13 protein-coding genes are annotated in these 13,129 nt (G+C 69.6%); 8 read left to right on the top strand and 5 right to left on the bottom strand.

Annotated features, from left to right (window positions below; translation table 11 throughout):
- Positions 1–82: 82 nt before the first annotated feature.
- Positions 83–742 (bottom strand): tetratricopeptide repeat protein, encoded by a 660-nt coding sequence (locus JRI60_RS51920; protein ID WP_204229469.1) that lies wholly within the window; start codon positions 740–742, stop codon positions 83–85.
- Between the two features lie 219 nt (positions 743–961).
- Here JRI60_RS51920 and JRI60_RS51915 point away from each other — a divergent pair, with 219 nt between their 5' ends.
- From JRI60_RS51915 to JRI60_RS51890, 6 genes are all read left to right on the top strand, one after another.
- Entirely contained in the window at positions 962–1,858 is an 897-nt protein-coding gene (locus tag JRI60_RS51915; RefSeq protein ID WP_204223590.1) for a sigma-70 family RNA polymerase sigma factor, read from the top strand.
- A gap of 1,432 nt (positions 1,859–3,290) precedes the next feature.
- Positions 3,291–3,623, top strand: coding sequence for a pilus assembly protein N-terminal domain-containing protein (locus JRI60_RS51910; protein ID WP_204223589.1), 333 nt, complete (start codon positions 3,291–3,293; stop codon positions 3,621–3,623).
- A 53-nt stretch (positions 3,624–3,676) separates the two neighbouring features.
- Entirely contained in the window at positions 3,677–5,101 is a 1,425-nt protein-coding gene (locus JRI60_RS51905) for a protein kinase domain-containing protein (protein ID WP_204223588.1), read from the top strand.
- Positions 5,102–5,214: 113 nt separating this feature from the next.
- The gene (locus JRI60_RS51900; RefSeq protein ID WP_204223587.1) at positions 5,215–5,751 is read left to right on the top strand and encodes a DUF2059 domain-containing protein; all 537 of its coding nucleotides are present in this window, start codon (positions 5,215–5,217) and stop codon (positions 5,749–5,751) included.
- 84 nt (positions 5,752–5,835) lie between these two features.
- The gene (locus tag JRI60_RS51895) at positions 5,836–6,825 is read left to right on the top strand and encodes an RNA ligase family protein (RefSeq protein ID WP_204223586.1); all 990 of its coding nucleotides are present in this window, start codon (positions 5,836–5,838) and stop codon (positions 6,823–6,825) included.
- 78 nt (positions 6,826–6,903) lie between these two features.
- Positions 6,904–8,133 (top strand): hypothetical protein, encoded by a 1,230-nt coding sequence (locus JRI60_RS51890; protein WP_204223585.1) that lies wholly within the window; start codon positions 6,904–6,906, stop codon positions 8,131–8,133.
- Between the two features lie 65 nt (positions 8,134–8,198).
- Here the strand turns inward: JRI60_RS51890 and JRI60_RS51885 are convergent, their stop codons facing one another.
- Genes JRI60_RS51885 through JRI60_RS51875 form a run of 3 tightly spaced genes read right to left on the bottom strand, consistent with a single transcriptional unit; the run spans position 8,199 to position 9,310 of the window.
- Positions 8,199–8,645 carry a PaaI family thioesterase gene (locus JRI60_RS51885; protein ID WP_204223584.1) on the bottom strand — a complete coding sequence of 149 codons (447 nt, stop codon included), beginning with the start codon at positions 8,643–8,645 and terminating at the stop codon, positions 8,199–8,201.
- Positions 8,646–8,648: 3 nt separating this feature from the next.
- Positions 8,649–9,101, bottom strand: a complete 453-nt coding sequence (locus tag JRI60_RS51880) for a PaaI family thioesterase (RefSeq protein ID WP_204223583.1) — start codon at positions 9,099–9,101, stop codon at positions 8,649–8,651.
- 47 nt (positions 9,102–9,148) lie between these two features.
- On the bottom strand, positions 9,149–9,310 hold the full coding sequence (locus tag JRI60_RS51875; RefSeq protein WP_204223582.1) for a hypothetical protein: 162 nt from the start codon (positions 9,308–9,310) through the stop codon (positions 9,149–9,151).
- 249 nt (positions 9,311–9,559) lie between these two features.
- On the opposite strand from JRI60_RS51875, the gene JRI60_RS51870 reads away from it, so the two are divergent.
- Together JRI60_RS51870 and JRI60_RS51865 are read left to right on the top strand one after the other, a co-directional pair.
- Complete coding sequence (locus JRI60_RS51870) at positions 9,560–10,915, top strand: AHH domain-containing protein (protein ID WP_430384360.1); 1,356 nt, start codon at positions 9,560–9,562, stop codon at positions 10,913–10,915.
- 11 nt (positions 10,916–10,926) lie between these two features.
- Positions 10,927–11,493, top strand: a complete 567-nt coding sequence (locus JRI60_RS51865; protein WP_204223580.1) for an imm11 family protein — start codon at positions 10,927–10,929, stop codon at positions 11,491–11,493.
- Between the two features lie 224 nt (positions 11,494–11,717).
- Here JRI60_RS51865 and JRI60_RS51860 read toward each other — a convergent pair whose 3' ends face one another.
- Positions 11,718–13,118, bottom strand: a complete 1,401-nt coding sequence (locus tag JRI60_RS51860) for an ArnT family glycosyltransferase (protein WP_204223579.1) — start codon at positions 13,116–13,118, stop codon at positions 11,718–11,720.
- Between the last annotated feature and the right edge of the window lie 11 nt (positions 13,119–13,129).

The following is a 13,129-nucleotide window of genomic DNA, read 5'->3' as shown; positions in this document are numbered from 1 at the left end:
GGGGAGAGGGGGCATACACGGAGTCAAACCCGGAGGTCTTGATACCCTCACCCCGTCCCTCTCCCGAAGGGAGAGGGGAGGTTCAGACCTCGGGGGACTCCGTGATTTCCAGCGTGAACTCTCTCGCCCTCACCCGCTCCAGCTCGTCCACCTCGTAGGCCGTCAGCGGCGTGCGCGAGGACACCACCAGCCACCTCGTCCCAGGTGCCGACCTCACCGCCAGCGTGTTCCCCGACAGCCTGCGCACCTCCGCCGGCGAGGGCAGTGGCGCCGCGGGCGCGGCCGGCACCGGTGGCAGTGCCAGTCTCCCCGGGACGTTCGCCTGCCTCGTGTGCAGCTCCACCTGCTCCCTCTGGTGCTCAGGAATCCTCGAGGGCGGCCTGCTCCGCGGCTCCGCACTCGCGCCCGGCACCTCCTCGCGGCGCGGCGCGTAGGTGGGCGACAGCTGCGCCAGCGCTCGCGCCACCTCCGTGTCCCGCGGATCCAACTCCAGCGCCACCTTCAGCGCCGCCCTCGCCCGGGCCTCGCATCCCAGCTGCAACAACAGCTCCGCCGCCGTCCGGTACGAGGCGATCGCCCTCCCCTTGTCTCCCGCGCGCCGCCAGGCCTCCGCGTGGCGCACGTACAAGTGCGGGTCCCTCGGTTCCAGCTCGAGCAGCTTCCCGTACGTGCGCGCGCACTCGGCGAACTTCCGCCGCGTGTAGAGGTCCAGCGCCTCTTCCTTCAACTCCCTCACCCCCATCTCCACCCCCAACAGCCGCGCACGAGCTCCGTCCCCGCCCACCCTGTCCCCCGGGGTACAAGCATGGGCTGTGCCGGGCATCGGAATGGGCAACGCGCTCCCCAACCCGGCGCTTCGAGAGGGATTTCGCTGGCTCCCCGCTCACCACGTTCTCCCAGTCCCTGTAAGAAAGGCCGGGAGCCCCGCTCGCATGCTGTAATCCCTCCCGAGTCAGAGCCCATGCTTCCTCACCCACCGCTCGCCCGCTTCCTCGCCCCTCATCTGCGATCAGAGTCCCGGGTGTACGCGGAGCTGCCCGCGCTGGAGACGGTGCTCGCGGAGCTGCTCGCCTCCGCCCGGGGGGCATGGCCCCAGGTGCGGCTCGACGAGGCCGTCTTCCTCCGCCACCTGGCCGAGCGTCTTCCGCCGAGCGCCGAACCCGAGCGCACCCTGCGCGCCATCCACGCGGCGGATCTCTTCCTCGCCTGTGCCTGCGTGCGGGGGGACGCCGTCGCGCATGGGCTCGTGGAGGCGCACTTCTTCCCGAAGGTGGCCGCCGCCGTGGCCCGCGTGGACGCGAGCGCGGATGCCGCCTCCGAGGTGTGCCAGTTGCTGCGCGAGAAGCTCTTCACCTCGGAGGGAGGTCGCCCGCCCCGCATGGCCGACTACCAGGGCCAGGGTCCGCTCGCGGCGTGGCTGCGCGCCGCCGCCGTCCGCATGGCGCTCAACCTGCGGCGCTCGGCCCGGCGTCAGGCCCACGCCGAGGAGGAGGCGCTCGCCGAGGCCACCCTCCCCAACAGCGACCCCGAGCTGGAGCTCCTCCGCCAGCGCCACCGGGCCGACTTCCAGGCCGCGCTCGCCGAGTCCCTCGCGGCCCTGCCCTCGCGCGAGCGCACCGTGCTCCGGCTCCACCTGGTGGAGGGGCTCGCGCTGGAGCGCATCGGCACGCTGTACCGCGCGCACAAGTCCACCGTCTCGCGCTGGTTGGCCCACGCCCGCGAGGAGGTGCTCGTCGGCACCCGCGCCCGCCTGGCCGAGCGCCTCCGGCTCTCCTCGGGTGAGCTGAACAGCCTCCTGCGCGATGTGCCCGCTCAGCTCGATGAGAGTCTTTCCGCGCTCCTCGCCAGCGCGAAGTGAGGAGTGCCCTTCACCCGACAGTCCGAGGGGCGGTCGATGGACGGAGTCGGAGTCGCCTCTTCACAATGAAGGGCAGCGCTGACGGGGGGTGCAGGTCATGAAGAACAGGAACATGATGTGCTGCAGCATCGTTCCCTGTGACCGTTAGCAGCCAGCGCTCATCGCGAGACGAACGTGCGGCGCTCACCTCGTCATGAGGGCGTACAGCGGGTGCTCGTGCTCCTGGCGACCGTTGCCGTCGTGGGGATGATGGGACTGATGTCCTGGTCCTTCTCCAGTTCGATGGGGCCCGTCGCCCTTCCCGAGCCAGGGGATGGCCTCGGAGCTGACTCCACACGTGTGGAGCCCTCGGGAGCGGTCGCGAGTGCGCGGGCTGACGGCGAGTTGCCGGTAGGGGGGTTCTCATCCGCCTCCGCATCGCCATCCACGACGGGCACGTGGACACAGGCGGACCCATCGCGATTGCGTGACGCCACCCGCCTGGAGCTCGGTTCTCGGGAGTCATCGATCTCCGTGAGCCTGCCGCTGCCCTCCGCGGAGCTCTCGGCGGACGGGCTTCCGGCTTCCGGGCTGCGCTGCACACGCGACGGGGGGGTCTATTCCTGCGGGGATTGCCGCACGGATGGGGACTGCCCGCCGGGCCGGGGGTGCGTGCCCAACCGTCAGACACGCCGCCTCGAATGCATGGCTTCCGAGTGCGAGGTGGATGCCCACTGCTTCCCCGGCTCTGTGTGCCGCCGCGTCGACACTGGAACCACGGGAGGCACGCCCATCCGCCGTTGCGTGCCCGAAGGACTCCGACGCGAGGGCGAGCCTTGTGACTCCATGCCCATCTCTCCCCTGGGCTCCTGCCGGGAGGGACTGGTGTGTGTCCGCGGAATGTGTGGCACGCCCTGCCGTCTCGATGCTCCCGAGAGCTGCCCCCAGGGGTTCAGCTGCGAGGACGACAGTCTGGAGGGACCGGGTTGTCTCCCGGACTGCCGCGCGCTCGGGTGTCCCCAGGGGCAGCGGTGCAAGCAGCTCGGGGGGACGCGCTACCAATGTCTCGCGGAGGTCTGGGGCGTCTGTCCCGAGACACCGTGTCCCCAGGGAGAGCGCTGCAACGTCAACCTGCTTCGGGGTCGTGGAGTCTTCTGGTGCGCGCCTCTCTGCAACCCGCTTCGCTCGGACAGCTGCCCCGAGGGCCAGGTCTGTGGCGTGGGAAGTCCCACCGTCAGCACCTGTTACCGCCGGTGTGACCCCAGGGACCTCGACTCCTGCGGCGAGGACTGGGAGTGCAGCACGGTCTCCGAGGACATGACGCTGTGGGGGTGCAGTCCGAGGCTCCTCCGATAGGACTCTTCGAGAGGGGCCCGCACTTTTTTCGCGCCGCCGTGCAACACCGCGCGGCCACCGGTGTCACCCGGGCAGAGGTCGAAAAAGGGAGACACCCATGTACGCGAAGAAGATGGTCGGAGTGGCCGTGGTCCTGACGGTGACGCTGTTCGGCTCGGGGGTCGGCGCGTCGGAGCAGCCACCAGCGCCCGCCTCGGCCCAGGACAAGGTCGAGAAGACGATCACCCTGATGAAGGGCGAGGGACAGACCCTGGAGGTGAAGAACCTCGTCCGTGTGGCGATCGGAGACCCGGAGGTGGCCGAGGTCACCTTCGAGGGCCCCGACGACAGGATCATCCGTCTCACCGGGAGCAAGAAGGGGGAGACGACCCTGCTCGTGTGGACGAAGGACGGTGCGCGCAAGGCGTACCGGATCGTCACCCAGGGCTGAGCCTGGCCCCGGTGGTTTCCCGTCCCGGTGCGAGCGTGCGAGGATTGCCCGCGATGTCTCCGCAATCGCAGCCCCGCGCGCCGGACGGGTGCCCGGACGAGAACGTGCTCGCGGGTTTCGCCTCCGGCGCGCTGTCCCTCGGAGACGTGCCGGAGCTGGAGCCCCATCTCGACGACTGCGCCGCGTGCCGCGCCCTGGTGGCGGCGGTGGCGGCCGAGTCCTCCTCGCCCGGGTCCACGAACGCACCCACCCGCCTGGACACGGGCGCGCCCACGCTGCCCGCGCATCCCGAGTCGCCCGCGCTGAATCCGGGCGACAGGCTCGGCCGCTACGTCATCGAGACGCGGCTCGGCGCGGGTGGAATGGGCGTGGTGTACGCGGCGAAGGATCCATCACTGGGGCGCACGGTGGCGTTGAAGCTGCTGCGTCCCGGGGCGGGCACGGGCGAGGACGAGGGCCGGGCGCGGCTGGTGCGCGAGGCCCAGGCCATGGCGAGGCTCTCGCACCCGAACGTGCTGCCCCTCTTCGAACTGGGGACGGAGGAGGGGCGTGTCTTCCTCGCGATGGAGCGGGTGGAGGGACCCACGCTGGCGGGCTGGCTGCGGGAGCGCGAGCGGCCCTGGCGCGAGGTGCTGGCCCTCTTCCTCCAGGCGGGCGAGGGGCTGGCGGCGGCGCACCGGGCGGGGCTGGTGCACCGGGACTTCAAGCCGGCCAACGTGCTGGTGGGCGCGGACGGACGGCCGCGCGTCACCGACTTCGGGCTGGTGCGCCACGGCACCCGCGAGGAGGGCGGGACTCCGGGGGCGGTGCTGGGAGACCCGGAGGAGTCGGCGCTCACGCGGGTGGGGGCGGTGCCGGGCACACCCGCGTACATGTCCCCCGAGCAGCTCGCCGGCCTCGAGGTGGACGCGCGGGGCGACCAGTTCAGCTTCTGCGTGGCGCTCCACGAGGCGCTCCACGGCGTGCGTCCCTTCGAGGCCCGTGCCCGGGACGAGGCGCGCTGGCGGCGCGTGCCGGTGCCACGGCGGCCCCGTCTTCCGGGACACGTGAGGGCGGCGCTCGACCGCGGGCTGTCCCTGGAGCCGGAGGCGCGCTTTCCCTCCATGGACGAGCTGCTCGCGGCGCTGGCCCGGCCTCCCACTCCGCGCTGGCGGCCGGTGGTGCTGGTGGCCGCGGTGTGCCTGGTGTTCGCGGGAGCCGACCTCGTGACGTGGGGCAAGCGGGAGTCACAAGTCACGGAGACGGCGGAGCCCCATCCGGAGTCCCTGCCCCTCACGCTGGTGATGGGCGAGCGGCACGAGCTCGAGGTGCCCGGAATGAAGCGCGTCGCGGTGGGAGACCCGTATCTCGTGGAGGTACGGCCCCTGGGCGATGACCGGGTGCGGTTGGAGCCGTTGAAGCCTGGAACCACCTACTTGCTGGTATGGAAGCGGGACGGCACGCGCCGGGACTGGCGCGTGTCGGTGCGAGCGCCCTGAGTCGGGCAGTCGACGGCGGAGGGGGCTCGGGCCTGGAGCGGGGGAGCCCCCCTTTACCGGCGCGTGGGAGCGGGGACTATCCTGGAGCTCCTCTCGATGCGGAGGGCTGCTCCATGCGCTCTTTCCGGCTCCTGGCGTCCTGGCGGTGGTGTCTTCTCGCGGTTCTCGCGGTGGGCTGCGCGCACTCGGGCGCGAGTGTCCCGGTGGAGTCCTCCCCACCCGTGGCCGAGCGGACGTCCGAGCACCGCAAGGAAGAGAAGGTCCGCAAGCTGATGGTGCTCACGGGGGCGGAGGACACCGGCAAGCGGATGCTCGACTCGATGACCCAGCACTTCGGGGAGATGTCCAACATCCCCCCGGGCTTCCTGGAGAAGTTCCGCGAGGTGGCCGGGCAGGAGTCCATCGTGGACCTGCTGGTGCCGGTCTACATGGACCACTTCTCCGAGGAGGACCTGGACGCGGCCATCGCCTTCCACGAGTCACCGGCCGGCAAGCGTTTCCTCGCGGCGCAGCCGGTGGTGATGCAGGAGGCGATGCGGCTGGGCGAGCAGTGGGGCCTGAGGCTCGCGGAGAAGACGCTCCGGGCGCTCGCGGAGGAGGAGCGGGAGCCGCGCCACCAACGCGTGAGCAGCGAGGGCCAGCAGCTGTAGGCCTTCGTGGACAACGGGAAGTCGCGTGATGTCCAGGCGCTTGTCAGGCAGCGGCGAGTCCCCTTCTCGGGCATTCTTCCGTCCATGGAACAGCCTCCGCGCTTCCGGCCTTACGCCAAGATGCCCGCCTCTGGGGAGCCCAGGTCCCAACCCAGCCCTGGCGGCGCCTGGATCGCGCTCGAGAAGATTCACGGCGCGCAGCTCGTCATCGCGGTGCGCGCGGGGCAGGTGTGGTTCGGCAAGCGCAAGGCGTGGCTGTCCGAGGAAGAGTCTTTCTTTGGCTGGCAGCTCCTGCGCGCGCCACTGGGGGCCGCGGCCCGACGCATGACCCAGGCGCTAGAGGCCGAGGCCAGCACCGTGTACTTCTACGGTGAGCTGTTCGGCGGACACTACCCCCACCCAGCGGTGCCCTCCGTGCCGGGCCTGTCCGCCGTGCAGACAGGTATCTGGTACGCGCCGGACCTGCATTGGTCTCCTTTCGATGTCCTGGTCGCTCGCGATGACGAGGACGAGGGCACCTTGCTGGCCCACCACGAGCTGGAGGCCGTGGCCAGCGACGCGGGAGTCCTGACGCCGCCCGTCCTCCGGCGAGGGACTCGCTCCGACATGGACACCGTCCCCACGCGCGGCCCGACACGGGTCCCAGGCTTGCTGGGCCTGCCGCCCATCGCCGACAACGTGGCCGAGGGGCTCGTCATCAAGAGCGATCAGCGCGTCCCCCCCAGCGCACGCGCCTCCTTCAAACGGAAGATCGAGGAGTTCAGCGAGGGCCGCTTCGACGAGAGCGAGGCATGGAACCCCCACCAACCGCTCTCCGTGGAAGCCCTGGCGGGCTGGTCCGCACGGCTGGTCAACCCCGCCCGCATCGCCAGTGCGCTCTCCAAGTGCGGACGGGACCGGGTCGAACCCCTTCTCGATGAGGTGGTCCTCGACGTGCTCATGGACCTGGAGCTGGCGTTTCCCCTCGCCTATCGCTCGCTCGACGCCATGGCGGAGGATTTCCTCTCTGCGAGAATCCGAGAACGCGCCTTGCCGCTCATCCAGGCAGCGCTCGCGCCACACGACTCGCAATGATTCACGAGGTCGCCGCAACCCCAGCGTCCCCTGCGCGATAACCTCATCGAACGTTGCATCGTTTCCGCGGACTTGGACATGGCCATCGACAAGACTCCCAAACATCGAGCGACCCCCACTCCCAAGCCGAACCCGCCTCCGCCCAAGCCTTCCCCCGAGGCGTCTCCGGGCGCGAAGCCTCCGGCGGCTCGTCCCAGTGGACTGCCAACGACAGACAGCTTCACGCCGTCGCCCACGCCCTCACCGTCGCCTGGGGCCTCGCCCACGCCTCCTCCGCCCGGCGAGAAGAAGGACTCGGGGAATGGCTTCCTGGACGGGCTGCAGACCGCGCTGGATGTCGTCGGGTTCATTCCGGGCATTGGTGAGGCCGCGGACCTCGTGAACGCGGGCATCTCCGCGGCGCGCGGCAACTACCTGGAGGCAGGACTCTCGCTCGTCTCGCTGATCCCCGGCGTCGGGGACGCGGTGGGCAAGGGCGCCAAGTACGCGCTCAAGGCCGCCGACTCGGGGGCCGCGAAGAAGGCCCTGGACGCGCTGAAGGGCGCGGACCTGGATGGCTTCTTCAAGAAGCTCTCGCAGAACAAGGACGTGGCCGGGTACATCGAGCCGCTGCGCAAGGCGCTCGACAACGTGGGCGAGAAGCTGGCGGAGATCGCGGGCGTCCCCAATCCCCGGCTCGCCATGGCGGGAGGCACGCCCCCACCGCCGCGGCCGAACACGCCGGAGGTGCAGACGAGCGGTGGCACGCCCAACACGGGACGCAAGGGCGGCTACAAGCGAGGCGACCACGTCTTCAACCACGGCCTGACGAAGCTCGGCCTCGAGACGCCGAAGAACAGCCAGCTCCTCACGGACGCGCTGGGCACGTTCAACGCGGGCCTGAAGCGACTCGAGAGCACCGGCTCCTTCGACCTGGTGGGCGACAAGAGCGTGCTGCTGAAGGGCACCAAGAAGAAGTTCGACGTCAACGCCAGCGACGCGAACTCCGAGGCGTTTGGCAACAGCGTCAAGAACCTGCGCGAGCAGTGGTCCAAGCTCGACGGCATCATGGGCAACCCCAAGTCCACCGCGCAGCAGCGGGCCCAGGCCGTTCCCGACACGGTGGAAGCCCTGAAGGCGCTTCGCAAGGAGTGCTTCGACCCGGAGACGGTGGACGCGCTGAAGAAGGCCAAGAGCCTGGATCCCGCGCTCCAGCGGAAGATCGAAGCGACGAACAAGCAGCTCGACGACCTGTTCAACGGGCTGATTCGCGAGGTCGAGCGGCTGATGCCCTCTCCCGGCGAGCTGGGCCGGAGCCTGGGCGGGTAATTGGAGGTCTCGAAGACGGCGCGGTCGTTGCTCGAGAGCGGCATGCGGAGGGCATGCCGCTCGCCTCACGACAGCAGGAAGAGGGCGTTGGCGCTGGCGATGGGGCGGGAGCGGTCCTCCTGCCAGGCCTGCACCTGGAGGTTGGCCACGCGCCGGCCGAGCCGGGTGATGGTGGCCTTGGCCAGCGTGTCCTGCGGCCGGCCCGAGCGCAGGAAGTCCACCGTGATGGTGATGATCTTCGGCACGCGCTCTTCCTGGGTGCGCAGGAGCAGCTCGAAGATGGCGGCGGACTCCATCAGTGCGCCGAGCGTCCCTCCGTGCAGCGCGGGCAGCGAGCTGTTGCCAATCAGCATGGGCGCGTAGCGCATGCGGCAGAGCACCTCGCCGGTGGTGTTCTCCACGCCGATGCCCAGAAAGCGCGTGTAGGGGATGGCCTCGGTGAGCAGGCGGTAGTCGCCCGTCTGGCGCACCTGGCGGAGGAGCTCGGCGATGCGGGTGGACGTGCTCTCCATGCCTCAGTCCTCCACGATGATGAAGGTGCCCTGCGCCGAGGCCACCGGGTTGTCCACGTCCCCGTGGTGCGCGAGCGCTCGCACGAAGGCCACCGCGCGCGTGAGCTTGTAGCACTCGGCGCGCGCCAGCAGATCCTTCCCCGGAGTGGCCGGGTGCAGGTAGTCGATGCGCAGGTCCAACGTGGCGATGCGCGCCAGGCGCGCCATCTTCATGAACACGGCGATGCCGCAGGTGGCGTCGATGAGCGTCGTCACCGCGCCGCCGTGCAGCACGCCCGTCTCGGGGTTGCCCACCAGCTTCTCCGAGTAGGGCAGCCGCATGGTGGCCTCCTCCGCCCCCAGCTCCACCACGCTCAGTCCCAGCTCGCGGTTGTGCGGGACGGAGTCGTCCATGAAGCGGTTGATGCTCTCGATCATCTGCTGCCTGTCGGGGGGGAACGCGTCGTCGCTCGCCATGCCAGACGGTGGATAGCAGCTTCACCGCCCCTGGGCACGAGGGGGCTTCACGGACCGAGCAGCAGTCGCCAGCGGCCGTCGCGGCCCACCTCGCGCCAACCCGAGGCGCTCACGGGCGCACCCGCTCCCAGCTCGGGGAGGCGTCTGGGCAACCAGCGCCGCTCCACGGCGAACGCGGCCAGGGTGGTCCATTCGTACTGCGGCGACACTGCGGTAGTTGCTCGAGAGCAGGTTGTAGATCTTCCCCTGGAACGTCCTATCGAACTCCGCGCGATCCGTGGGTGGGTCATAGGCGGAAGCGCCTCCCCAGAAGAAGTCCATCAGGTCTCGGCGTACTCCCAACCTGACAGCGACATCCTGGGCGGCTACTCACCGCTCAGGCGCGTTTCTCCCTCCCGGATCGCCTCTGGGAGGACCTTCCCGTAGGCTGGAGCCCTCCTCGAGCTGGAGGACGTCTGATGGCTCTTCGTCGTCCGGTCGTTGCGGTCTTGCTCTTGGCCCTGTCCACGACGTGCAGCATGACGCCCGTGGTACGCCTCGACGCGGGGCAGAGCCAGCCCCTCATTCACATCCCCCGCACGGGCGAGTCCAAGCCGGTGGAGTTGGAGAAGGAGGAACTCGTCAAGACCATCGCGAAAGAGGTTCGGCAGAAGAGGCCCCCGGCCAATCCCGAGAAAGCCGCGAGGGAGCTGTTCGAAGTCCCTCCTCGCAGCGGCTGGTACCGGTACACCCAGGGAGAAGGTGTCGTTCCGCTGGACGCGCCGCCCCCGGCTTCGCAGTGGGCCGAGGTGGCCGCGCGAGTGACGCGGGAATACTTGCAGTTCTGCGAGGCCCTCGGGACGCCTGGGGATTGCCGCAAGGCACTGATGAACGACCCTGTCCTTACCGGGGATGGCCGCTACGCCCTGGGCATGTCCTTCGCCATCGAGGAGATCGTTCCGGAGATGATGCAGTCCTTCAAGGACATGGCCGATCCGGAGGCGATCAAGGCGTCCCTTTACTGGACGATGGCGATCTACGCGGCGATGTGGCTGGCGCCCGAGCCGGTGTTCTCCAAGGGGCTGGCGACGGTCGTCACGGCCAGCTTCGTCTGCTACATCGGGGTGGACACGTTTTGGACGCTCATCCAGGGCTTCAGGCGGATGGCGGAGGAACTGGATCACTCCACCTCGTTCGCGGCGATCCGAGAGGCCGGGAAAAAGTACGGCAAGGTGATGGGGAAGAATGCAGCGCGAGCATTTGCCCTGCTGCTCACCGCCGCCATCGGCCAGACGGCTGCCAGCTTCTCGGCCAAGGTGCTCACGCTGCCCGGCTCGGCTCAAGCGTCAGTGGCGGGCGCGCGGGTGGGAGTCCAACTGATCGAGGTGGCGCAGGTGGAGGCCGTGGCCGTGACCGCCGATGCGGTCACCATCGCCCTGGCTCCCAATGCGGTCGCCGCGACGGTCCAGAGCATCTATGGGACGGCTTCCAGGCCGGTGGACGCGGAGTGGCGCGAGCACCACATCGCCACGGACAAGTGGACCGAGGCCACCCACGGCGGTGGTCCATGGACGCCCCGCTTCCAGGAGCTCTTCGACCGGGCTGGCATGTCGCTGAACGATCCGGCGAACTTTGTCCGAATCAGGGGCCACAAGGGGCCCCACCCGCAAGAGTACCACGAGGAGGTGTACGACCGGTTGAACGCAGCAACGCTGGAATGTCGGAGCATTCAGCAGTGCCGGGAAGCATTGGTGGCCGAACTTCGTGCGTTGGCCAGTGAGATCGCCACGGAGGGCTCGAAACTCAACAGGCTCATTACAAAGAGAGCGCAGTGACAGGACCCCTCATGGAGATGCGATACTTCAGACTGTCCGATGACGTCTACCTTCCTGGCCGATGGGAACTGGGCAGGCTCAGCGATCAGCGTGGAGAAGAGGTATGGCCCGCGCTGCTTATGCGGGGAGAGCCTGCACACATCGAGGGGCGCATCAAGGCCCCTGTGAAAATTGCTGGTAAACCACTCGACTTCTCCCATGCAGCCATGGGCATTCCAGTTGTCCACGTCAGAGCCGCATCCGTCTTCAAGGAACTGGCTGCGGAGGATGTGCAGTTCTTTCCGGTGGACATTGAGGGGCACCCCGAGCAGTACCTCATCCTCAATGTCACCCGCGTGGTGAAGTGCATTGACGATCAGGCCTCCGAGGAGGTTCGGTACTGGAAGCCGGAAGATGGGAGGCCAGAGAAGACAGGACAATACCGCGCCGTGTACGGCATGCGCATGGACCCCTCGAAGATGGGGGACGCTAAGGTGTTTCGCCCCTGGGGATGGACGGTGGCCCTCATCGTCTCCGAGGAGATCAAGGAGGCCCTGGAGCGCATCGGGGCCACAGGGACGAAGTTCAAAGAGGTGTAGCTTGGCGCGGTGTTCTTCTGCGGGGTAGCCACCGGTCCACGAGCCGAGTCATCCGCTTCCAGTTCAGCCGGTGACGCTGGCTTCGCCGTCGCAGGCTCTTCGCCCACGCGCGGATGACCTCCGTTCGGAAACGGCCGATGATCCGGTTGTTCGTCGGTACCGCATGGTACGCGAAGTACCCGCGGACGACAGAGCCTGCTTTTCGACCTTGAAAGGGGTGCGTTTCACGGACCGAGCAGCAGTCGCCAGCGGCCGTCGCGGCCCACCTCGCGCCAACCCGAGGCGCTCACGGGCGCACCGTCCGCGACGAAGGCCACGTGGGCCCCATCGGGGTTCTCCGCTCCCAGCTCGGGGAGGCGCCTGGGCAACCAGCGCCGCTCCACGGCGAACGCGGCCAGGGTGGTCCATTCGTACTGCGTCGACACCACCAGCACGGGCGCACCGGGTGGCACGTCCGCGAGCGCCGGGGCGAGCACTCCCGAGGCGGGGCACCGTTTGGGGAAGAGCAGCCGGCCCGCTCCGGCGGCCGAGGCGCCCAGCACGGTGAGCGCGAGCACGGCCAGTCCGAGCCGGGCACGACGGGCTCGCCCGGGTGGCGCGAGCCGGGCCTCCAGCCACGGGCCGAGCCCCACGCCGACGAGCATGGCCAGCAGCGGGAAGGCGACGAGCGAGTGGTTCCACACCTTGCGGCCCGGAACGCAGAGCGCGAGGAGGACGAACAGGCTCGCGAGCAGCAGCACGCGGGCGGAGCGGAGGACGCGGGCAGGTTCCGGAGTGCCCTCGGGGAGCAGGGCGCGGAAGGCGCGGGCGGGCCGGCCGAGGGCGAGCACCGCGCCCGCGGTGAGCAGGGGCAGTCCGGGCCAGAAGCGGCTGCCGAGGGTCCTGAAGGGGATGTACCAGGCGTTCTGTCCATCCAGCCGCTCGCCCGTGGCGGAGGCGAGGACCTGGTGGCGCACGTAGCCCTCCCACCAGTCCGGGTGGGTGACGAGGAAGAGCACGGTGGGCACGGTGGAGACGAGGCCCACGAGGGTGCCGGTGACGAGCACCTTCCAGGAGCGCTCGACGAGGGCGCGGGCGACGGTGGCACCGGCGAAGGGCAGCAGGCCGAAGGGCCCCTTCACGGCGCAGGCGCCCGCGGCGAGCAACCCGCAGACGAGCCAGTCGCGGGCGCGAGGCACACCGAGCAGCGGGGGCACGGCGGAGCCGGTGGCGAGCAGGAGGAGGAGGGGCTCGAGGAAGGGGTGGCCGCCGCGGATGAAGAAGCCATCGGGGAAGGCGAGCACCAGCATGGCGGTGACGCCGGCCCAGGTGCCGGCGGAGCGGCGGGCGACGGAGCCGGTGAGCAGGAGGGTGCCCAGGGAGAAGGCGGCGCACAGGGGGCGCAGGGCGGGCTCGCCGAACAGGCGGATGACGAGGGCGAAGGGCCAGAAGCCGAAGGGCAGGTGCTCGAAGAAGCGCGGGTGGACGGTGGGGAGGTAGCGCAGCCGGGTCCAGCTCCTGTCCTCGACCATGTGCCGGGCGACGACCTGGTAGAGCTGCGAGTCCCCGAGGTCCGTGTGGGGCCACCAGGTGGCGGTGGTGAGGCCGAGGAAGACGAGCGCGGCCCAGGCGATGGGGCTCGGCATGCGGGGGGAGT

Source organism: Archangium violaceum (assembly GCF_016887565.1).
GTDB lineage: Bacteria > Myxococcota > Myxococcia > Myxococcales > Myxococcaceae > Archangium > Archangium violaceum_B.
This window is presented reverse-complemented; position numbering and strand designations above follow the sequence as displayed.

Coding starts and splice junctions, on each gene's coding strand:
- JRI60_RS51920 (WP_204229469.1), bottom strand. CDS start 742: ATGGGGGTGAGGGAGTTGAAGGAAGAGGCGCTGGACCTCTACACGCGG.
- JRI60_RS51915 (WP_204223590.1), top strand. CDS start 962: ATGCTTCCTCACCCACCGCTCGCCCGCTTCCTCGCCCCTCATCTGCGA.
- JRI60_RS51910 (WP_204223589.1), top strand. CDS start 3,291: ATGTACGCGAAGAAGATGGTCGGAGTGGCCGTGGTCCTGACGGTGACG.
- JRI60_RS51905 (WP_204223588.1), top strand. CDS start 3,677: ATGTCTCCGCAATCGCAGCCCCGCGCGCCGGACGGGTGCCCGGACGAG.
- JRI60_RS51900 (WP_204223587.1), top strand. CDS start 5,215: ATGCGCTCTTTCCGGCTCCTGGCGTCCTGGCGGTGGTGTCTTCTCGCG.
- JRI60_RS51895 (WP_204223586.1), top strand. CDS start 5,836: ATGGAACAGCCTCCGCGCTTCCGGCCTTACGCCAAGATGCCCGCCTCT.
- JRI60_RS51890 (WP_204223585.1), top strand. CDS start 6,904: ATGGCCATCGACAAGACTCCCAAACATCGAGCGACCCCCACTCCCAAG.
- JRI60_RS51885 (WP_204223584.1), bottom strand. CDS start 8,645: ATGGAGAGCACGTCCACCCGCATCGCCGAGCTCCTCCGCCAGGTGCGC.
- JRI60_RS51880 (WP_204223583.1), bottom strand. CDS start 9,101: ATGGCGAGCGACGACGCGTTCCCCCCCGACAGGCAGCAGATGATCGAG.
- JRI60_RS51870 (WP_430384360.1), top strand. CDS start 9,560: ATGGCTCTTCGTCGTCCGGTCGTTGCGGTCTTGCTCTTGGCCCTGTCC.
- JRI60_RS51865 (WP_204223580.1), top strand. CDS start 10,927: ATGGAGATGCGATACTTCAGACTGTCCGATGACGTCTACCTTCCTGGC.
- JRI60_RS51860 (WP_204223579.1), bottom strand. CDS start 13,118: ATGCCGAGCCCCATCGCCTGGGCCGCGCTCGTCTTCCTCGGCCTCACC.